The sequence below is a fragment of the Listeria immobilis genome, from assembly GCF_014322765.1.
In the GTDB taxonomy this organism is placed as follows: Bacteria; Bacillota; Bacilli; order Lactobacillales; family Listeriaceae; genus Listeria; species Listeria immobilis.
The window spans coordinates 188,249-208,191 of sequence record NZ_JAASTZ010000004.1; the positions used below are offsets into that span (position 1 = coordinate 188,249).

Below are 19,943 nucleotides of genomic sequence, written 5' to 3' on the forward strand. Positions count from 1 at the left end.
CTAGTTCTGGTAAATTATTTCTTTTACTGGAACTAGTTTTTTTATTGCCTTCACTAAAATATTTTGTTCATGAAAAGCAATTATATTTCGTAATAAAGAAGATTTCTACTATCCCAAGTTATTATGTATCTAACTTTCTTTTGTATTAATTATTTTCATTTACTGTTTCCAGTGCTGCTTTAATAACGTTACTGGATGCGATCAAATCAGCCTTTTCTTCTTCTGTAAGTGGTGGTTTTAAAATACTTGTAACACCCTCACTGCCAATAATTGCTGGTTGACCAATATAAATTTCCATCTCTTTTGAAAAGACAGCTAGTGGGAAAACTTGTTTGGCATTAGATAAAACAGCGTCTACAATTTGCGCTGTAGCTGTTGCAATACCAAAGCTAGTCCATCCTTTACCTGTTAAAATATTCCATCCTCCGCCACGGACACTTTGCTTTAAGGAAGCTAAATCAAGTGGTTTATTTGTTTGGTAATCTAAAAGAGGAACACCACCAATCCTTACTGTTGACCAAGCAACAAATTGCGACTCCCCATGTTCACCAAGTACATAACCGTCCACACTTTTTGGGTTGATATTAAGCACCTCACCAACAACTCTTCGCATTCTTGCGGTATCAAGAGATGTGCCTGTACCAAACACACGAGAATGATTAAAACCAGATAACTTTTGAATAAGTGCTGTAATAACATCACAAGGGTTCGTAATATTTATAAAAATCCCATTGAATCCAGTTGCTAAAATTTTGGGAATTATCTCTGCTACTGCTTTACTTGTTTCAATTAATTCTTCCATTCGATCTTCTCTTAATAATGTTTCCGGACCAACTGCCATAACAATAATATCCGCATCACTTAAAGCATCAAGATCATTGGGGATAATTTCTGTATAAGAACGAGTCATTGAAGACATATCACGAAGTTCTAACGCCTCACTCATCGCCTTTGTTTCTTGTTTATCAATTAAAACAATTTCATCACAAATCCCCTGCGTCACAAGAGAAAAAGCCACATCGCTTCCAACATGACCAGCGCCAATGATACCAACTTTTCGTTTCAAATAATCCCCTCCCAATTAATTACTTGAATTTAAAGCAATTAACTCATATTTAATAATCGTTTTGTTATTTTCCCAAACTAATTTGCGAGGAATGGCTTCTCCAAGAGTTTCGCCTTCCTTTGTTTTACGAACTATAATAGGAACATCAATCGGATAAATTCGATATCCTTGTTTTTCCAATTCAAAAAAATTATCAGAAATTCTTTTTTCATTTCCTTTTGTGACTATCATTGTGTTTACTTCAAGTGGCATACCCAATTTTTCTCACCTCCAATGCTTTTATCATAGCAGAGTTTACCCCTAATTGACTAGTTTTTGTTGTTTTAAAATCCGCTCTGCTGCTTCTACTATTTTTACCATTCCTGCATCTCGCATAAAAAAACTAAAAGCAGGTCCACAAATAAGTTGACGTAGGTTTCCATTTAAAACAACTGGTCCCCTTGTCTCTAAATAATCTGTTTTAGCTTCTAACTTTTCTACTTTTGTTGTATATACTCGTTTGGTAAAAGTTCGTTCCTTCGAAGTCACAAGATAATCCGCAACAAAATAAAGTTCACCTGGGATAGCACCAGTTTCTTCCATTAATTCTCGTTTAGCCGCTTCCATGTTAGTTTCGCCTTGCTCCCCTTTACCACCAGGAAATTCTAAGCCACGTTTTTTATGTTCGGTAAATAGCCAGCCATCTAAGAAAGTTGGCACTACTAATACGTCATCAGCTTGATAGTTTTGCTTATCAAAATAAATCGTTACATCATTTTGAAGTGCATCTTTATAAGTAAACAAAATCTCACTTCCTTTTCTTTTTTCAAAAATATGGTAAGCTGTAGATAACATGAATTTTAAGGATGAATACTAATGAAAAAAATACTTATCGGAGGAATCCGACTTTATCAAAAATATATTTCGCGTTTCACTCCAGCTACATGTCGGTTTTATCCAACTTGTTCTGCATACGGGATTGAAGCCATTCAGACACATGGAGCACTCAAAGGCAGTTACTTGGCCATTAAGCGAATCTCCAAATGTCATCCCTTCCATAAAGGCGGGCTTGATTTTGTTCCTCCGAAGAAAGATAAAAACACTTCAGATAAACAGTCCAACCATCAATGCGATGCCCATCATCATCATTAATAATAGCACGAATCGCTTTATGGCGGTTCGTTTTTTCTTGCTTTTTTTGAAAGAATACGGTATTATCAACATTGGATTATAAATCGTAATTACTACGATTGACATAGTTTGCAAACAAGAATAATTTCGATTTAGAGGAGTGAATGGATTGAAAAAACGCTATTTTATGATGCTAACGGCCCTTTTATCTACTATATTAATACTTGCGGGTTGTTCATCTGAAAAAGATACAAGCAAGACTAGCAGTGATAAATTAACAGTTTATACAACGGTTTATCCATTGCAATATTTAACGGAACAAATCGGTGGAAAATATGTAGAGGTGAGTAGTATTTATCCTCCTGGTTCAGATGCACATAGTTTTGAACCAACCCAAAAAGATATGATGAAAATTGCCGATAGCGATTTATTTTTCTATATTGGTCTTGGGATGGAAGGTTTTGTGAATAAAGCAGAAAAAACACTTGCTAATGAAAATGTTAGCTTTGTCCCTACTGCTGAAAAATTAGATTTGCCTACTGATCCAGATGCTGCTGAAGAACATAATCATGAAAACGAAGAAGAACACGACCATGAAAGTGAAGAAGAGCATAACCATGGTGATATCAATCCACATGTTTGGTTAAATCCAGTTTATATGGAACAAATGGCAACGCTTGTAAAAGATCGTTTAGTGAAAGAGATGCCTAGTCAAAAAGAAACTTTCGAAAAAAATTATCAAACAGTAGAAGATAATTTAAAACAATTAGATCAAAATTTTAGAACAGTTACTAGTAATGCTAAACAAAAAGATTTTGTCACCGCTCATGCAGCATATAGTTATTGGGAAACCGAATATCAACTACATCAAATTCCAATTGCTGGTGTCTCAACTAGTGATGAACCTTCACAAAAAAAATTACAATCCATTGTAGATAAAATTAATGCTGAACAAATCCCTTACATCATGCTAGAACAAAATACTAATTCTAAAATTGCTGATGTAATTCAACAAGAAACGAATACCAAAACACTAACCTTGCATAATTTAGAAACATTAACACAAAAAGATATAGATCAAAACCGTGATTATCTTTCTATCATGGAAGATAACTTAGCAGCCTTAAAAGAAGGGCTCAATTATTAAAAAAAGGAAATGCCTCGAAATAATAGGCATTTCCTTTTTTAGTTTTCTTTTAATTTATTACGCTGGATTTTGCCAGAAGCTGTTTTTGGCAAACTAGCTACTAATAAAAATTGTTTAGGAATTTTATACCTTGCTAAATTAGTTTGACATATATTTTGCAAGTCTGCTTCATTAAAGTGAGCATCTGCAACAATATATGCAATTGGTACGCTACCCCATTTTGCATCTACTTTTCCAACGACAGCCACTTCTTGCACTGATTCATAACTGCTAATAATTTGCTCTACTTCTGTTGGATAGATATTTTCCCCACCAGAAATAATTAAATCCGAGCGTCTTTCTAATACAAATAAAAATCCCATTTCATCTAAATAACCAATATCACCTGTTTTAAACCAGCCATCAGAAAAGGCTTCTTTCGTCGCCGCTTCATTATGCAAATATCCTGGAGTTATGGATGGACCTTTTAGTAAAATTTCCCCGTCTTCTGCAATTTTCACCTCTGCCGGAAATAGCGCTTTTCCAGAAGAACCAATTTTATTCAGCGCGTCTTTTGGTGAAAGTGTTACAATTTGAGAAGCTGTTTCGGTCATGCCAAATGATTGTACTAATGGAATATTACGCATTTTACAAACTTCTAGAGTCGCTTTGCTTGCAGGCCCTCCACCAAGTAACACAGTACGCAAATTGGGGTGGTAACTTCCATCATAATTACTAAGCAGCCGCTCTAACATCGAAGTAACAACCGAGATTGTCGAAACTTCCCCTGAAAGAAGCATTTTAGTAATTTTCACCTCATCAAAATGTTCTTCTAAATATACTGGAATTCCATATATCATCGAACGCATCATTATAGATAAACCGCTAATATGAAAAATTGGTACCGCGCAAAGCCAGCTATCTTTCTCTGTTAAACCTAAATTCAACACAGATGAAACGGCACTCCACCAATGATTTTCATAAGTTTGGATGACACCTTTTGGATTTCCTGTTGTACCCGAAGTATACATAATCGAAGCCACTTTTGTTAAATCCCAATTAGTCAGAATAACAGGTTTGATATATTCACTTAACTTTATTTCCGTATAACTAATTCCTGATTCTACTTTATCCAAAAATGCATCTGAAATTAGAACTTCTTTTACTTTGGCATTTTCCAATTGGAAAGCAATTTCTTTTTTAGTCAGCCGATTATTAAGAAATAATGTTTCTGCTCCAATTTGTTGTAATGCGTGAATTAGTAAAAAAGTTAGTCGATCATTCTTTCCAAGGATAGCCACCCTATCGCCTTGTCGCACACCTCGAAAAAATAATTTTCCTGCTAACTCCTCTACAGCTTGATATATTTCTTCAAATGTTTCTGCTTTTCCTTCAAAAACGAGCGCGGTCTCTTTAGGAGAAAGCCGCACTCGTTTTTGAAGCCAGTTAGTCATGTCCATTTTTACACCTTCAAATCAAGGGAATTTTGGAAATTGGTCAAAGTCTGGATCGCGTTTTTCTTTAAAGGCATCGCGACCTTCTTTTGCTTCGTCCGTTGTATAATATAAAAGCGTTGCATCTCCAGCTAATTGCTGAATCCCAGCTAAACCATCTGTATCGGCATTGAAAGCAGCTTTGATAAAACGAAGCGCAGTTGGACTTTTTTGTAGCATTTCTTTTGCCCAGGCTACTGTTTCTTTTTCTAAATCTGCTAATGGAACAACGGTATTAATCCAGCCCATGTCCAGTGCTTCTTCTGCACTATATTGACGGCACATAAACCATACTTCTTTCGCTTTCTTATGCCCAATAACACGTGCTAAATAACCAGAACCATATCCAGCATCAAAACTACCCACATTCGGTCCAGTTTGACCAAATTTAGCATTATCTGCAGCAATCGTTAAGTCACACACTAATTGAAGGACGTTTCCTCCACCAATTGACCATCCTGCGACCATTGCAATAACTGGTTTTGGAATAACTCTAATTAAACGTTGTAAATCAAGCACATTTAAGCGTGGGATTTGATCATCACCAACATAGCCACCATGACCACGAACCTTTTGATCTCCACCAGAACAGAATGCTTTTTCACCTTCACCTGTTAAAATAATTACGCCAAGATTAGAATTATCACGAGCTAAATTAAATGCATCAATCATTTCTGTTACTGTTTTTGGTGTAAATGCATTATGTACTTCTGGACGATTAATCGTAATTTTCGCGATTCCTTCATAACTTTCATATTTGATTTCCTCATATACTTTTTCTGTTTGCCAATTAAAACTCATTGTTCTTCCTCCTTTAAATTGCTTTCCAGCCAGTGATTTAACTCACTAAGAAATGTAGTTGGTTGTTCTAAATAAACAGCATGCCCTGCTTGTTTAATGGATTGATGTGTTGCGTACGGTAAGTATTTTATCATCTCATTAGCAATGTTTTCAAATTTTACATCTAGTTCACCAGTAATTAATAAAACTGGAAAAAAGAAATTTGCTAGTTCATCCCAATAAGATGGTTGTTTTCCTGTACCCATTCCTCGCAAACTCATCGCTAAGCCAAGCGGTTTTTGTGATAATCGTTCGTTTCTTACTTTTCTTTGTTCTTCTATTGTTAGTTGTTGTTGGGAAGCAAAAAGTGGTAATTTTTCCCAGTATTGGACAAAAGCTTCGATACCCTTTTGTTCTATTGTTTCTGCTAATTGGTTATCTGCCATCATTCGGCTGGTTCGGTCAGATTCCTGCTCTAAACCAGGGGAACTACTAATTAAAATAAGTCCTTGAACCTTTTCTGGAAAACTTGCTGCAAAACTAGTTGCAACTCGCCCACCCATCGAATAGCCTAACAAGATACATTGCTCAATGTTTAATTGATGCATGATTTCCGCTAAATCTTGGCAAATATGTTCTATTGAATAGCGCTCTAACGCTTTAGGGCTAGCTGTTTTCCCGTGACCAAGTATATCAGGCGCGACAATATCATAATCCTTCTTTAATTTCAAAATAACTTGTTGATAGGTCTCATTAGTTCCAGTAAAACCGTGTAGCATCAATAATACCGGTCTATTTTCGCCACTAAAAAAGGTGGTAACATGATATGTTTGTCCGTTAATTCGCATATTAATCAAGTGCCTTTAAAGCTGTCGCAATTTTGTCCCAAAGCAATTGATGATTTGCCTTATTTTCATGACGATTCGTCTTCACTTCAATAATATCTAAACCTTTGTGGAAATTCGCTTTATCTACTGCTTCTTCTAAAGCATCTATTGACGTTGCTTCATGATAGTCAGCATCATACAAAGCAGCTGCAAAACGAAAATCTAATTCAGTGGAAGTTCCAAAAAGCGTCTCAAAATATTTTGGTTCTTTAGCTTGAGGTAAGAAAGAGAAAATTCCTCCTCCATCATTATTAACTATAATAATTGTTAAGTTCATCTTATATTTCTTCGCCATAAGTAAACCATTCATATCATGATAAAAAGATAAATCACCAATAAGTAAAAACATCGGTTGAAAAACAACACTTGCGCCTAAAGCTGATGAAACTACCCCATCAATACCGTTTGCTCCACGATTAGCCAGCATTTTTATTTTTTTATCAACTTGTGGAAAATACGTATCGACATCACGAATCGGCATACTATTACCGATAAATAAACCGGCTTTATCTGGTAATAATCGCCGTAATTCTGCAACAATTTTCCCTTCTTCTAAGGAGGTTGTATTGGCCATTTCATCCATAACAATTTGGCGAGCAGTGTCATTATACGTAATCCATCTATTCAGCCAATTGACATTTTTTACATCAGCAGGCATATGCTTTTGTAAAACATCTAGCAAGAATCGTTCATCACAGTGAATCATATCTGTTACCGCTTTAATTGGATCTTTCCAAGCAGCACCAGGATCAACAACATAAAAACGGATATTTTTCAGTGCTTCTAACCAATTTTTAAGTGGTTTAGACACTGGCATACTTCCAAAACGGATTACCACTTCTGGAGTCAGCTGAGGTAAAATCTTAGCTTCTTTCATAAATGCATCATATTGGTCAATTACCACATTATCCATTGCACCGTATGAACGTAATCCTGAAAGTGGATCCGCAATAATAGGCCAACCTAGTTTCTTCGCTAAATCAACCAGTGGCTGTTCTATTTCCTTTTTATCAATTGGTCCAACTACGAAGACACCTTTTTTTCCGGTACATTCGCGAATCATTTTTTGAATAGCACTGTCTTCTAAAACTTCATGTGTATAATAAATATGTACATGATGATGTTGTTCCCCTGTTGCAGTATATGGTGACGGCTCTAAAATCGGAACAAGTGGTTCTCGAAGCGGAAAATTATAGTGTACGGGACCACGAGGAGTCTTCATAGCAATATCAACTGCACGACTACCATGCCATTTTGCATAACGAATCATTTCTTCACTATTCTCTGGTAGAGCCATATCTGTAAAATCTTTTACATGTGTACCATACAAATGTAACTGATCCATCGCTTGCGGTGCCCCCACATTTCTTAGCTCATGCGGACGATCGGCAGTAAGAACAATTAATGGGATTTGTGATAAATTCGCTTCTCCAACAGCTGGGAAGTAGTTCGCTGCAGCAGTTCCAGAAGTACAAAGCAGAACAACTGGACGTTTAGATGCTTTCGCAAGACCAAGAGCAAAAAAGCCTGCGGAGCGTTCATCAACATCCACGTAAATTTTCAAAATCGGATGCTCTGCCATCATTAGTGCAAGAGGTGTTGAGCGTGATCCAGGGCTAATAATTGCTTCTTTCACACCAGCCTGTACAAGCTCTTCAATAAAAGCAGCTAAATAATCTGTCAGCACTTGTTCGTGGTTTGTCATTTCTTCATGCCTCCTAGTACGCGTAACATCGGTTGAAATTTAACTTTAGTTTCTTTTAATTCTTCTTTTGGTATAGAATCTCCTACAATCCCACAACCAGCAAATAATATTCCTTGCGAATCCACAATTAAACCAGATCGAATAGCCACAGCAAATTCCCCTTGGCCTTTCAAATCAATCCAACCAATTGGAGCACCGTATAGTCCTCGGTCCATTTCTTCTTTCATTCGAATAATTGCAAGACCCATCTTTTGTGGTAGTCCACCAAGCGCTGGTGTTGGATGGAGTGCTTTTACCATTTCAAGCATAGTTACATCCGGTTTTTTCTTTGCAGTAATATTCATATATAGATGTTGAATATCGCGATTTTTTAATAATACAGGTTGACTGGATAATGATAGACCCGTTGTAAATGGTTTTAAAGTCTCTTCCATCATTTGAACAACATAAGAATGCTCTTGTAAATTTTTTACATCACTTAATAATGCATTTCCAAGTTCCTCATCTTCTTCTTTCGTCATACCACGCTCTGTTGAACCAGCTACACAAGAAGAATAAATCGTATCCTTGTTTACAGCAATTAGTCTCTCTGGGCTTGCTCCAAAGAATACACCAGACCCTTTTTCAATGAGAAAGAAATAACTGTTTTCTTGTGTTTCTAGCATATTTTCCAAAATGATGGCACTATCTACTTGTCGCTGGAAACGAAGCCCCATCCGTCTAGCTAGGACCACTTTTTTTACATCCTCTGAATGGTTGATTAAATCAATAATTTCACTTGCGGTTTCCATAAAATGTTCTTTACCTAGCTCTTTAGAATCAGTTAGCAAAGCCATTTCTGCCTCATTAACTTCTTGATGAATGATTTTTTGCCATTGGTTAAAGACAGCCTCTAATTTGCTCTCCGTGTCATCCGAATAAATAGATAAGTTAACCGTTAAATAGCTTTTGCCATCTTTATTAGTCAACATAAATAATGGTAAGTAAAATAAGCCGTCTTTAAAACTCTGCCATTCTTTTTCTGTATCACGTTCCGGATCAAAAGCAAAACCACCAAAATAAAGGGGACCTGTTGCATCTACGGTTGCATTAGTTACACTTGAACGCAGTCGTTTTTCAATTTTTTCTTGCAGTCCAAGAAAAGCATCTTTTTTCTTTTCTGCCAAAAATTGTTTCGTAACGCCAAAGCCAGTCATTGTTAGTGTCATTTCTGGATTTTGCCAGAAAAATCGTTCACCTTTAAAAGCAGTACCCGCCTTTTTAAATAATTTCACTGGGGACACTAATTCATCAAGTTCTGTTACCCAGCTAAACAGGGCAGGTTCATCTTGGCTTGCGCTACGTTTCGCTTGATTAAATAAATCAAGAGGCAATTTAGTATTCATATGCTTATCTCTCCTTTTACATTCACATCTTCTATTATACCAAAAACCGAGCCAAACTGCTTGATTTGCGTTTTTTCTTCCTTTTCGGCAATAATTATTGACGTGGTTCTAATATTTCCCTAAAATGAATGGTAGACATCTGAAACATATGGAAGTGAAAAAGGAGAGAAAAACATGGGTAAAGCTTCAAAATCTGTACTTACGAAACAAACTGGTTTTCAAAAATGGTGGTCCTTGCTTCGTCCACATACACTAGTTGCTTCATTTGTTCCTGTATTTCTCGGAACTAGTGTCGCAATGAGTTATACCAGTTTTCATTTTACACGTTTTCTTGTCATGTTAGTTGCTTGTTTCTTCATCCAAACATCAGCTAATTTATTCAATGAATACTTTGATTATAAAAAAGGACAAGACGATGAACATTCGGTTGGTAACGGTGGCGCGATTGTTCGTAATGGAATGCGACCAGGTTTTATATTATTCCTTGCAATCTTTTTATACATTTTATCCATCCTTGGTGGCGTATATTTATCAATGGAACTCAATTGGTATGTTGGCTTACTCGGCGCAATTTGCATGCTCGTTGGTTTTTTATACACAGGCGGCCCGTATCCAATTGCCTACACCCCGTTTGGTGAGATTATGGCAGGATTCTTTATGGGAGGAATTATTACTTTTATTTCCTTCTATATCCAAGCAGAATTTATTAGTTCATTTATCGTCTACGTTTCCATCCCGATAATGGTGCTTGTAGGTAACTTACTACTCGCTAATAGTATTCGCGATTTAGACCCGGATAAGAAAAACGGTCGACTCACGTTAGCCATCTTACTTGGACGTAAATGGGCAACTGTCCTCTTTGCTGTTGCTTTTCTTTTTAGCTATGTATTTGAAATTTCTCTTATTTTTACTCAAAATGCGCCGTGGTGGACCTTGCTGATTTTACTTAGTTTGCCAGAAGCAATTCGTGCAGTTAAACGCTTCATCGGTAAATCGTCGCCAATCACGATGATTCCAGCCATGAAGTCCACATCAAAAGCACTCACTATTTTTGGAATTACCCTTGCAATTGCTTATCTGTTAAGTTTATTATCACGAAATCTATTTATGTAAAAAACAGGTTATCATCCCCTATGAGATGATAACCTGTTTTTATTTACTAACAATTGGTACTTGTTGCTTTTTTTGAGCATATTTTGCTAATTCTATTGATAAATCATAACGTAAAAATGGCGTAATTATATATATTCCTTGAAAATGGTCGCAGATAGAATCCATTATTTCGTAGGCCAGCTCCATTCCTTCCTCATTCGCTCTTCCCTTCTCTTCTGCTTCTCGCATGCGCTCTCGAACTTCATCTGTTAGCCTAATTCCCGGAACTTCATTATGAAGAAATTCGGCATTTCGACTTGATAAAAGTGGCATCACACCAATGAAAAGCGGAACAGTAATATTAGCATTTTGAAGTGCTTCTTTTAGTAATTTTATTTTATTTACATCATAAATTGGTTGGGTAATAATATAATCCGCGCCATATTCAACTTTTCTTTCAATCAAACGAACTGCTTTTTCTAAATTCAATACATTAGGATTAAAAGCTGCTCCGACATGAAATCGTGCTTTCTCTTTTAAAGATTTACCAGTATAGGAAATTCCGTCATTAAATTTTTTAATTAATTGTACTAATTCTACGGAGCGTAAATCAAAAACTGAAGAAGCACCTGGGAAATCACCTACTTTGGTCGGATCACCAGTGATTGCTAGTACATCATGCAAACCTAACTTATGAAAACCCATCACATGAGAATGCATTCCAACTAAATTATGATCTCTAGTCGTCAAATGAATTAATGGTTTAATTCCGTGCTCATGTTTTAAAATTGAAGCCAGAGCCATATTACTGATTCGCGGACTTGCAAGGGAATTATCTGAAATAGTAATAGCATCTACCCCTGCTTCATCTAAAGCTTTTGCTCCTTCAAAAAATTTCGTTGTATCAAATGTTCTTGGTGGATCAAGTTCCACTAAAACAGTGAAGCGCTCTTTTACTTTATCTAATAACCGCTCTCCTAATTCCTCATCCACTGCTTCTTCTGGTACTAGTTCTAAAATAGGTCGAACTTCCTTTTCTAAAACAGGTTTAGTTGTTTTTAAGCCATCTCGAAGTGCTTTTATATGGTCTGGTGTCGTTCCACAACATCCACCAATAATCCGTGCTCCTTCTTGTCTAAAAACCTCTCCATAATGCGCAAAATAATCTGTATCTGATTGATAAACTACTTTTCCTTCTTGCATTTCTGGCAAACTTGCATTTGGATAAACGGCTAGATACGCATGCTCATATAGCGGCACTGTTTCAAGAGCACGAGCCATATGATATGGTCCAAGTCGGCAATTAATTCCAACAACATCTGCACCGAGCGTAATTAGTTCCGCTAAAGCATCTGGCAGTTTTTGCCCATTTTGAAGCAAACCAGGTTCATGCATAGAAACATTAGCTACTACTGGTAAGTCTGTCGTTTCTCGTATAATTTTTAAAACGGTCTTTAGTTCATTTAAATCATAGTAAGTTTCCAGTAAAATCGCATCTACCCCATCAAGTAGAAAACAATATAACTGCTCCCGAAAACTACGCTTAATTTCTTCAAGTGGTGCTGCAGGAAGTCGTGCATCAGTAGCACCGTTTATCCCGCCAATTGTTCCAAATATATACGTACCCGTCCCACGTGCAGCTTCTTTCGCTAACCGAATTGCTGCCTGGTTAATTCGCTTCACTTCATCTTCTAAACCATATCTAGCTAATTTGATATAATTAGCGCCATACGTATTTGTTTGAATAATATCTGCTCCTGCGCCAATATAAGCTTTATGAATTGCGACAATATCTTCTGGATGGGATAAATTTAGCTCCTCAAAAGAACGATCTACCCCATAAGAATAAAGTAATGTCCCCATTGCCCCATCTGCAATTAGTACTTTTTCACTTAAATCTTTTCGCAAATTCAATGTGCCACACTTCCCTTCTTCACAAATGAAAGTGCTTGTTTGAAATCAGCAATTAAATCATCCACATTCTCTAATCCCGCTGAGAATCGTAATAAACCGGGCGTAATCCCTTGTGCCAAACGCTCTTTTTCCGGAACAGCCGCATGTGACATTTTTGCCGGATAAGATAAAATACTTTCCACCGCACCTAAACTTACAGAAAATACTGGTAATTCTAGTTGGTTAACAAATTGCCGCACTGCTTCTTCACTTCCAAGGTCAAAAGAGATTACTGCCCCGCCATTTGTGGCTTGCTCCACTTGAATATCATAGCCTGCATGCGTAGGTAATCCAGGATAGTGTACAGCTTGAACTCCCGGCTCCGCATATAAAAATAATGCTATTTTTTCAGCTGTTTCAACACCTACTTTCATCCGTACGGAGAGTGTTTTCAAACCACGAAGTAATAACCAAGCATCTTGTACACCAAGCACTCCCCCTGTTGAATTTTGCAAGAAATAGACTTCCTCCGCTAAACGAGGATTATTGGTAACAATAAGTCCTGCAAGTATATCGCTATGCCCACTAAGAAATTTAGTTGCACTATGAATTACTAAATCCGCACCTAACTCAAGTGGTTTTTGAATTAATGGTGTTAAAAATGTATTATCGACAAAAGTATAGCAACCATTCGCTTTTGCAAGTTTAGCAACAGTTCGAATATCAGTAACATGTAATAATGGATTGGACGGTGTTTCCAGATACACTAATTTCGTATTCGCTTGAAACGCATTAGCAATTTCATCAATATTAGTAGTATCTACAAAGGTATGCGTAATTCCAAATCTCGGTAAAACCTTTTCCACAAACCGAAAAGTCCCTCCATAAACATCTTTTGCAATAATAAAATGATCTCCTTTTGAAAGGGTTAAAAGTGCCGCAGAGACCGCAGCCATTCCACTTGCAAAAGCAAAACCATCTGTCCCTCCTTCTAAGCAAGCAATTGCATCTTCTACTTTATCTCTAGTAGGATTGCCGCTCCTCGCATAATCATATTTATGGTAGTTATCAAAATCATGTTGGTGAAATGTAGACGACAAATGAATAGGCGTATTTAATGCACCTGTTTCTTTATCAATACCTAAACTCGCTTTTATAACAGTGGTGTCTTGATTATATTTATTCCCCATAAGAAACCACCTCTTCCGCCACTTTATCTAGAGCTTGTGCTAAATCCGCAATTAAATCTTCACTTGCTTCAATTCCAACAGAAATTCGTAATAACTTATCTGTTAAACCATAGGAATTTCTTAACTCTATAGGTATATCCGCATGTGTTTGAGTTGTTGGGTATGTAATCAAACTTTCCACCCCGCCTAAACTCTCTGCAAAAGTAAATAACTCCAGCTGTTTTAAAAGTGGTGAAACAAGGGCGGCATCTCGAATAAAGAAACTTATCATACCACCGCGTCCAGGATAACGTACTTCCTCAATAAGAGAATGTGTCTCCAAAAATGCCGCAATTTTTTGCGCATTCTTTTGATGCTGTTTAACTCGTAGTACCAGCGTTTTCAGTCCACGAATCAAAAGCCAACTATCAAATGGTGATAATACTGTCCCTGTTGCATTTAACTGCTGAAAGAAAAAATCTCCCAGTGAATCATCTTTTACAATAACTGCACCTGCTAGTACGTCATTGTGTCCGCCAAGGTATTTTGTCGCACTATGAATCACAATATCTGCCCCAAGATTAAGAGGTTGTTGGATAACTGGTGTATAAAAAGTATTATCCACAATAACAAGCAAATTATATTTCTTTGCCCAATTCGCTACTTTCTCAATATCAGTTTCTTGCATCAAAGGATTAGTTGGTGTTTCAATAAAAATCGCTTTTGTTTCCGGTAGAAGTAATTTTTCTAAATCAGTTAAATTCGCACCATTCCAATAAGAAAAGCCAATATTATACTGCGCACCAAACTGTTCAAAATATCTAAACGTTCCTCCATATAAATCTTGTGAGCTAATAATATGATCCCCTGTTTTAAAAAGTTGGAAAACTAATTGAATAGCACTCATTCCCGAACTCGTTGCAAAAGCATATGTTCCGTTTTCTAAATCTGCAAGTGCTTCTTGCAAAGCCTCTCGCGTTGGGTTTCCCGTTCTAGTATAATCATATCCGGTTGATACTCCAAGATCGGCATGCTGGTAAGCTGTAGAAAAGTAGACTGGCATATTGACAGCACCCGTTCTTTCACACTTTCTATTTCCAATTTGCGCAGTTATTGTCTCTTGTTTCAGCTTTGCCATATTACCTCTCCTCCATTCCTTATTTCTCTAATACTTGATATTCCGCACGTACTTCTTTTGTCGCTTTAATCATATCTTGAAGTGCAGCAATTGTTTCCGGCTCTTTTCTCGTTTTCAAACCACAGTCAGGATTTATCCAAAACTGTTTTGCATCAATAGCACGTAAAGCGCGGTGAATATTACTTTGAATCTCTGCTACTGTTGGTACACGTGGACTATGAATATCATATACGCCAAGCCCGATTTCTTTATCATAAGTCACTTCTTCAAAAGTCGAAATAATTTCCCCATGACTTCTAGATGTTTCAATAGAAATAACATCCGCATCTAAAGCACTTATAGTTTCAATAATATCGTCAAAATCTGAATAACACATATGGGTATGAATTTGTGTATCGTTTTGAACCGAAGTGGTTGTTAATTTAAATGAATAAACGGCATCATTTAAATATTTTTCCCATCTTGCACGTTTTAGTGGCAAGCCTTCACGTAAAGCTGGCTCATCCACTTGAATGACTTTAATACCATTACGCTCTAGTGCTTCTACTTCTTTACGAAGAGCTAAGCCTACTTGGTTAGCGACAGTACTTTCAGGAATATCATCCCGAACAAAACTCCAATTAATAATAGTCACAGGTGCAGTAAGCATTCCTTTCACCGGTCGTTTCGTTAACGACTGCGCATAAACACTTTCTTTCACGGTAATTTCTTCTGTAAAAGCAACATCGCCATAAATTAGTGGTGGTCGAACTGCTCTTGAACCGTAAGATTGAACCCAGCCAAATTTCGTCGCTTGAAAACCTGCTAATTTTTGACCAAAATATTCTACCATATCCGTCCGTTCAAACTCGCCATGAACTAATACATCCAAATCTAAATCTTCTTGAATTTGAATCCACCGAGCTGTTTCCTTTTCAATAAAGGTATTATATTCTGCATCCGTGATATTTCCCTTCAACCATTCTGCACGGGTACTACGAACTTCGGGTGACTGCGGAAAACTACCAATTGTTGTTGTTGGAAATAATGGTAATTGCAACCAAGCATGTTGTAGTTTAATTCGCTCAGCAAATGGTAAATCTCGTTCGACTCGAATATTTTCCAAATTTGCAATTGCCGCTTGAACTTCTAGATTATTTCGATGACTAGATTCATTTAAAGCTAAAACAGCCAATCGAGCTTCTTTTAGTTCTGTTGCCACATGCTCTTTACCTAATGTTAAAGCTTTTGTTAAAACAACTACTTCATCTAATTTCTGATCAGCGAATGATAAACCGCCAAGAATGATTTCATCTAGCTCTGGTTCGCTCCATTTTGTCACTGGTACATGCAATAGCGAATTAGATGGCTGAACAATTAGTTTCCCATCAGTAACATAGTTGGAAATAGTGCTTAATAATTCTAACTTTTCATCTAAATTACTTCGCCAAACATTTCTGCCATCAACCACTCCTGCTGCTAGAAACTTATCTGCTGGAAAACCATATGTTTCTAACGCCTTTAATGACTCCCCGTGATCATGAACAAAATCAATCCCAACTGCTGCAACTGGCAAATTCACTACCTCTTCATAATAATCCAAACTTTCAAAATAAGTTTGTAACTCGATCTTTAAGTTTGGTGTTGCTTTTTGAAACTCTTTATACACTTTTTCAAATAACTGTAGTTCTTCTTTAGCGAAACTTGTTGCTAAATAAGGCTCATCTATTTGTACCCACTCAACCCCAGCAGATTCTAGTTCTGTTAAAATTTCTATATAGGCTGGAATAAATTTATCCACTAATGCTTCAAAACTTTCTGCATTACTACCTTTTCCGAGTTTTAAATACGTAATTGGACCGATAAGAACAGGTTTCCCATCAATACCAAGCTCTTTTTTTGCCTCTTCGTAATAATAAAGGGACCGATTATGCAATACTTTAGGAGTCGCATCCACAAGTTCTGGTACAATGTAGTGATAGTTCGTATTAAACCATTTGGTCATTTCGGAAGCAACTGCCTCACTTTTTCCACGAGCAATATCAAAGTATGTATTTAGTGATACTTTTCCACCATCATGCTGAAATCGTTTTGGAATAATACCAAAAGTTACGCTTGTATCAAGTACTTGATCATAAAAACTAAAATCACCCACTGGAATTAAATCAATTCCTTTTTCTTGTTGTTTTTTTAGTGCGTGTAATCTCAAAGTTTTTGTTTCAGCTAGTAATTCTTGCTCTGTAATTAATCCATTCCAAAATTTTTCTAACGCACGTTTCCATTCGCGCTTCTCTCCAAGTCGCGGATACCCCAAATTTGAACTAATCGCCTTTACCATAACTTATCACCCTATCCTTTATTTTTTTGCCAACGAAAAAACCTCCCTAGAGAACTAGAGAGGTTTGGAAGTTTCGATACACAAATACAATGAAACTTTTTAAGTCTCTCTTATCTCTCGAAGCATCACACTTCGCAGGATTTAGCACCTTTTCAACGAATTGAAAGGTTGCTGGGTTTCAACGGGCCAGTCCCTCTACCACTCATAATAAGAGTAATTTATTTAGTTTTTTATTACTTAAATTAGATTGAAGTTATCATACCACTTACAACTAAAAGCTGTCAATCATTAAATTTCGATTTTCTTTTTTATAGTCTCTTTATGTGCTCCCAAAGCTAACAACAAACAGCCAATTAGAAGGAGTCCGGCAACTACAAAATAAAATATTTGATTTCCAAAAACACCAATCATAATTCCTGTAGCGCTTGGTCCAATAATACTCCCTAAGCTAAAGCACATCCCCACCAAAATATTTCCAGCTGGAAGTAACTCAAGCGGAGTCAAATCAGTCATGTATGATAGTCCCAGTGAGTAAAGTGATCCTAATAATATCCCCAAAACAAAGAAAAAAATCACATACATTACAGGAATTTTAACAAAAGCTGTTAAGACAAATACTATAGCACCCGTTCCCGTCAAAAGTGGTAACACTCGACCTCGACCAAATTTATCACTAATAATCCCAATCGGCACTTGAAAAATAATCGTTCCAACTGAGAAGGATGAAATCACTATCGCTATCATCATCGTATCTAAACCATCACGTAAACCTACAATAGGAAATGTTGCATTAAGTCCTGTCTCCAATATGCCATATAAAAATGGAGGAATCATCGCAACCCAAGCTAGTTTAAAAACATCAGAAAATCGTTTTAAACTACCCCAAAAAGAAATTTTTCGAATATCTGCCTTCTCTCCAACAAAATCATTCCTAAGAAACCAAACAAATATCCAGGCAATCAATACCAAAACACCAGAAAGAAAGAACGGTAAATTCACATTAATTTCTGCTAAGTTAACTAATTGCGGACCTATCGCAAATCCTAATGAAAAAAATAATCCATATAGAGCCATATTCCGCCCACGCTTACTAGGATCACTCATTGCTCCAATCCACGTCTGTGAAGAAAAATGTAACATATGGTCTCCCACCCCAATTAATAATCGTAGCACAAACCAAAAGTACAAATTAAACCAGACTGGGAAAATTAGCATTGCAATGGCAACTAGCCCTCCACCAACTAATATAATCGGCTTATAACCATACTTATGCAATGGTGCTTCAATAAATGGTGAAATAAGTAAAACACCTAAATAAATTCCTGTAGCATGAAAACCATTTATTGAAGCGCTAACACCCTTACCTTCTAAAATGATAGCAATCAGTGGTAATAGTACCCCTTGCGACAATCCAGAGATGGCAACAACCATTGTTAATATCCAAAATTTCCCTTTAGAACTCATAAACAGCCTCCGAAATTTTAATAAATAAAAAACAATGTCGAAATTCGACATTGTTTTTTGGATGACCCGTACGGGAATCGAACCCGTGTTACCGCCGTGAAAGGGCGGTGTCTTAACCGCTTGACCAACGGGCCATATCTGGCGGAGAAGGAGGGATTTGAACCCTCGCGCCGCGCGAGCGACCTACACCCTTAGCAGGGGCGCCTCTTCAGCCACTTGAGTACTTCCCCAGATATAAAGATTCTATTCTTTTTGAAAGAATAACTCCACAGGCAGGACTCGAACCTGCGACCGATCGGTTAACAGCCGATTGCTCTACCAACTGAGCTACTGTGGAATAAAATGGGCCTAAATGGACTCGAACCATCGACCTCACGCTTATCAGGCGTGCGCTCTAACCAGCTGAGCTATAGGCCCTCAGTAAAACTAGATTCATGGTAAAAAGCGGGTGATGGGAATCGAACCCACGACAACAGCTTGGAAGGCTGTAGTTTTACCACTAAACTACACCCGCATAATAATAAGTTTTAAAAACAAAGGGCGGATAATGGGAATCGAACCCACGAATGCCTGAACCACAATCAGGTGCGTTAACCACTTCGCCATATCCGCCATAAGGCAAAAATGTTTTAAAAAGAATGGCTTGGGACAGAATCGAACTGCCGACACCTTGAGCTTCAATCAAGTGCTCTACCAACTGAGCTACCAAGCCATAATGGCGGTCCCGACGGGATTTGAACCCGCGATCTCCTGCGTGACAGGCAGGCATGTTAACCCCTACACCACGGAACCACTATTGCGGGGGCAGGATTTGAACCTACGACCTTCGGGTTATGAGCCCGACGAGCTACCAGACTGCTCCACCCCGCGACAATAATATTAAATTTAGTCCACATATCACAAGTGAAAAAAACGGAGGAAGAGGGATTCGAACCCCCGCGCGGTATTACCCGCCTGTCGGTTTTCAAGACCGATCCCTTCAGCCAGACTTGGGTATTCCTCCATGATAATAATAAAGTGACAAGTGGACCTTGCAGGACTCGAACCTGCGACCGGACGGTTATGAGCCGTCTGCTCTAACCAACTGAGCTAAAGGTCCAAGATTGAAAATAGCGGCGGAGGGAATCGAACCCACGACCTCTCGGGTATGAACCGAACGCTCTAGCCAGCTGAGCTACGCCGCCATAATAATAAGGCTACCATTTTCTTTCTAATAATGTGGATTAAATATGAATCAAGTGGAGCCTAGCGGGATCGAACCGCTGACCTCCTGCGTGCAAAGCAGGCGCTCTCCCAGCTGAGCTAAGGCCCCATTATA

General features: G+C 37.5%; 16 protein-coding genes, 13 tRNA genes and 1 riboswitch. Of the genes, 3 read left to right on the plus strand and 26 right to left on the minus strand.

Annotation, left to right across the window (positions count from 1 at the left end; all coding sequences use genetic code 11):
- Positions 1-145: 145 nt before the first annotated feature.
- The 3 genes from HCJ50_RS04295 to ytkD are packed head-to-tail and all read right to left on the minus strand — an operon-like array spanning position 146 to position 1,849.
- Complete coding sequence (locus HCJ50_RS04295) at positions 146-1,066, minus strand: L-lactate dehydrogenase (RefSeq protein WP_185395539.1); 921 nt, start codon at positions 1,064-1,066, stop codon at positions 146-148.
- 15 nt (positions 1,067-1,081) lie between these two features.
- Positions 1,082-1,324 (minus strand): DUF2584 domain-containing protein, encoded by a 243-nt coding sequence (locus HCJ50_RS04300; RefSeq protein WP_185349197.1) that lies wholly within the window; start codon positions 1,322-1,324, stop codon positions 1,082-1,084.
- Between the two features lie 42 nt (positions 1,325-1,366).
- Complete coding sequence (ytkD, locus tag HCJ50_RS04305) at positions 1,367-1,849, minus strand: RNA deprotection pyrophosphohydrolase (RefSeq protein ID WP_185395538.1); 483 nt, start codon at positions 1,847-1,849, stop codon at positions 1,367-1,369.
- Between the two features lie 72 nt (positions 1,850-1,921).
- On the opposite strand from ytkD, the gene yidD reads away from it, so the two are divergent.
- Together yidD and HCJ50_RS04315 are read left to right on the plus strand one after the other, a co-directional pair.
- Positions 1,922-2,197, plus strand: coding sequence for a membrane protein insertion efficiency factor YidD (gene yidD, locus HCJ50_RS04310; RefSeq protein WP_185395537.1), 276 nt, complete (start codon positions 1,922-1,924; stop codon positions 2,195-2,197).
- A 148-nt stretch (positions 2,198-2,345) separates the two neighbouring features.
- Positions 2,346-3,323 (plus strand): metal ABC transporter substrate-binding protein, encoded by a 978-nt coding sequence (locus HCJ50_RS04315; protein WP_185395536.1) that lies wholly within the window; start codon positions 2,346-2,348, stop codon positions 3,321-3,323.
- 38 nt (positions 3,324-3,361) lie between these two features.
- Here HCJ50_RS04315 and HCJ50_RS04320 read toward each other — a convergent pair whose 3' ends face one another.
- The 5 genes from HCJ50_RS04320 to HCJ50_RS04340 are packed head-to-tail and all read right to left on the minus strand — an operon-like array spanning position 3,362 to position 9,552.
- Positions 3,362-4,762, minus strand: a complete 1,401-nt coding sequence (locus HCJ50_RS04320; protein WP_185395535.1) for an o-succinylbenzoate--CoA ligase — start codon at positions 4,760-4,762, stop codon at positions 3,362-3,364.
- Between the two features lie 15 nt (positions 4,763-4,777).
- The gene (gene menB, locus HCJ50_RS04325) at positions 4,778-5,596 is read right to left on the minus strand and encodes a 1,4-dihydroxy-2-naphthoyl-CoA synthase (protein WP_185395534.1); all 819 of its coding nucleotides are present in this window, start codon (positions 5,594-5,596) and stop codon (positions 4,778-4,780) included.
- Entirely contained in the window at positions 5,593-6,423 is an 831-nt protein-coding gene (gene menH, locus HCJ50_RS04330) for a 2-succinyl-6-hydroxy-2,4-cyclohexadiene-1-carboxylate synthase (RefSeq protein ID WP_185395576.1), read from the minus strand. Before menH ends, menB begins: the two co-directional genes overlap by 4 nt.
- 1 nt (position 6,424) lies before the next feature.
- Positions 6,425-8,167: a 2-succinyl-5-enolpyruvyl-6-hydroxy-3-cyclohexene-1-carboxylic-acid synthase gene (gene menD, locus HCJ50_RS04335; RefSeq protein WP_185395533.1), complete on the minus strand. Its 1,743-nt coding sequence runs from the start codon at positions 8,165-8,167 to the stop codon at positions 6,425-6,427.
- Positions 8,164-9,552 (minus strand): isochorismate synthase, encoded by a 1,389-nt coding sequence (locus HCJ50_RS04340; RefSeq protein ID WP_185395532.1) that lies wholly within the window; start codon positions 9,550-9,552, stop codon positions 8,164-8,166. The genes menD and HCJ50_RS04340 overlap by 4 nt, the downstream gene beginning before the upstream one ends.
- A gap of 174 nt (positions 9,553-9,726) precedes the next feature.
- Between HCJ50_RS04340 and HCJ50_RS04345 the strand changes: the two genes are divergently transcribed.
- On the plus strand, positions 9,727-10,665 hold the full coding sequence (locus tag HCJ50_RS04345; RefSeq protein ID WP_185395531.1) for a 1,4-dihydroxy-2-naphthoate polyprenyltransferase: 939 nt from the start codon (positions 9,727-9,729) through the stop codon (positions 10,663-10,665).
- Positions 10,666-10,704: 39 nt separating this feature from the next.
- Here HCJ50_RS04345 and HCJ50_RS04350 read toward each other — a convergent pair whose 3' ends face one another.
- The 18 genes from HCJ50_RS04350 to HCJ50_RS04435 all read right to left on the minus strand — a co-directional run bounded on the left by HCJ50_RS04350 (position 10,705) and on the right by HCJ50_RS04435 (position 19,937).
- Positions 10,705-12,558 carry a bifunctional homocysteine S-methyltransferase/methylenetetrahydrofolate reductase gene (locus HCJ50_RS04350; RefSeq protein ID WP_185395530.1) on the minus strand — a complete coding sequence of 618 codons (1,854 nt, stop codon included), beginning with the start codon at positions 12,556-12,558 and terminating at the stop codon, positions 10,705-10,707.
- Positions 12,555-13,727, minus strand: a complete 1,173-nt coding sequence (gene metC / locus HCJ50_RS04355) for a cystathionine beta-lyase (protein WP_185349173.1) — start codon at positions 13,725-13,727, stop codon at positions 12,555-12,557. Before metC ends, HCJ50_RS04350 begins: the two co-directional genes overlap by 4 nt.
- Positions 13,717-14,844, minus strand: a complete 1,128-nt coding sequence (locus HCJ50_RS04360) for an aminotransferase class I/II-fold pyridoxal phosphate-dependent enzyme (protein ID WP_185380591.1) — start codon at positions 14,842-14,844, stop codon at positions 13,717-13,719. The genes metC and HCJ50_RS04360 overlap by 11 nt, the downstream gene beginning before the upstream one ends.
- Before the next feature lie 19 nt (positions 14,845-14,863).
- Complete coding sequence (gene metE, locus HCJ50_RS04365; protein ID WP_185349170.1) at positions 14,864-17,161, minus strand: 5-methyltetrahydropteroyltriglutamate--homocysteine S-methyltransferase; 2,298 nt, start codon at positions 17,159-17,161, stop codon at positions 14,864-14,866.
- Positions 17,162-17,268: 107 nt separating this feature from the next.
- Positions 17,269-17,375: riboswitch (SAM riboswitch) on the minus strand.
- A gap of 74 nt (positions 17,376-17,449) precedes the next feature.
- Positions 17,450-18,625: an MFS transporter gene (locus HCJ50_RS04370; protein ID WP_185349168.1), complete on the minus strand. Its 1,176-nt coding sequence runs from the start codon at positions 18,623-18,625 to the stop codon at positions 17,450-17,452.
- A gap of 62 nt (positions 18,626-18,687) precedes the next feature.
- Positions 18,688-18,759, minus strand: a tRNA-Glu gene (locus HCJ50_RS04375).
- 5 nt (positions 18,760-18,764) lie between these two features.
- Positions 18,765-18,855 (minus strand) — tRNA-Ser (locus tag HCJ50_RS04380).
- A gap of 34 nt (positions 18,856-18,889) precedes the next feature.
- Positions 18,890-18,962: transfer RNA gene (locus HCJ50_RS04385), tRNA-Asn, on the minus strand.
- A 6-nt stretch (positions 18,963-18,968) separates the two neighbouring features.
- A tRNA-Ile gene (locus HCJ50_RS04390) sits at positions 18,969-19,042 on the minus strand.
- A 26-nt stretch (positions 19,043-19,068) separates the two neighbouring features.
- Positions 19,069-19,139 (minus strand) — tRNA-Gly (locus HCJ50_RS04395).
- A gap of 25 nt (positions 19,140-19,164) precedes the next feature.
- Positions 19,165-19,237: transfer RNA gene (locus HCJ50_RS04400), tRNA-His, on the minus strand.
- A gap of 27 nt (positions 19,238-19,264) precedes the next feature.
- Positions 19,265-19,337: transfer RNA gene (locus tag HCJ50_RS04405), tRNA-Phe, on the minus strand.
- Between the two features lie 4 nt (positions 19,338-19,341).
- Positions 19,342-19,417 (minus strand) — tRNA-Asp (locus tag HCJ50_RS04410).
- A gap of 4 nt (positions 19,418-19,421) precedes the next feature.
- A tRNA-Met gene (locus HCJ50_RS04415) sits at positions 19,422-19,495 on the minus strand.
- A gap of 43 nt (positions 19,496-19,538) precedes the next feature.
- Positions 19,539-19,628: transfer RNA gene (locus HCJ50_RS04420), tRNA-Ser, on the minus strand.
- Between the two features lie 22 nt (positions 19,629-19,650).
- A tRNA-Ile gene (locus tag HCJ50_RS04425) sits at positions 19,651-19,724 on the minus strand.
- An 11-nt stretch (positions 19,725-19,735) separates the two neighbouring features.
- Positions 19,736-19,809, minus strand: a tRNA-Met gene (locus HCJ50_RS04430).
- Positions 19,810-19,864: 55 nt separating this feature from the next.
- Positions 19,865-19,937: transfer RNA gene (locus HCJ50_RS04435), tRNA-Ala, on the minus strand.
- Positions 19,938-19,943: the final 6 nt, after the last annotated feature.

Bases quoted from the DNA above. Each gene is read 5' to 3' on its own strand.
- HCJ50_RS04370 (WP_185349168.1), bottom strand. From the start codon at position 18,625: ATGAGTTCTAAAGGGAAATTTTGGATATTAACAATGGTTGTTGCCATC.
- HCJ50_RS04345 (WP_185395531.1), top strand. From the start codon at position 9,727: ATGGGTAAAGCTTCAAAATCTGTACTTACGAAACAAACTGGTTTTCAA.
- yidD (WP_185395537.1), top strand. From the start codon at position 1,922: ATGAAAAAAATACTTATCGGAGGAATCCGACTTTATCAAAAATATATT.
- metC (WP_185349173.1), bottom strand. From the start codon at position 13,727: ATGGGGAATAAATATAATCAAGACACCACTGTTATAAAAGCGAGTTTA.
- menB (WP_185395534.1), bottom strand. From the start codon at position 5,596: ATGAGTTTTAATTGGCAAACAGAAAAAGTATATGAGGAAATCAAATAT.
- HCJ50_RS04340 (WP_185395532.1), bottom strand. From the start codon at position 9,552: ATGAATACTAAATTGCCTCTTGATTTATTTAATCAAGCGAAACGTAGC.
- menH (WP_185395576.1), bottom strand. From the start codon at position 6,423: ATGCGAATTAACGGACAAACATATCATGTTACCACCTTTTTTAGTGGC.
- HCJ50_RS04320 (WP_185395535.1), bottom strand. From the start codon at position 4,762: ATGGACATGACTAACTGGCTTCAAAAACGAGTGCGGCTTTCTCCTAAA.
- menD (WP_185395533.1), bottom strand. From the start codon at position 8,167: ATGACAAACCACGAACAAGTGCTGACAGATTATTTAGCTGCTTTTATT.
- metE (WP_185349170.1), bottom strand. From the start codon at position 17,161: ATGGTAAAGGCGATTAGTTCAAATTTGGGGTATCCGCGACTTGGAGAG.
- HCJ50_RS04360 (WP_185380591.1), bottom strand. From the start codon at position 14,844: ATGGCAAAGCTGAAACAAGAGACAATAACTGCGCAAATTGGAAATAGA.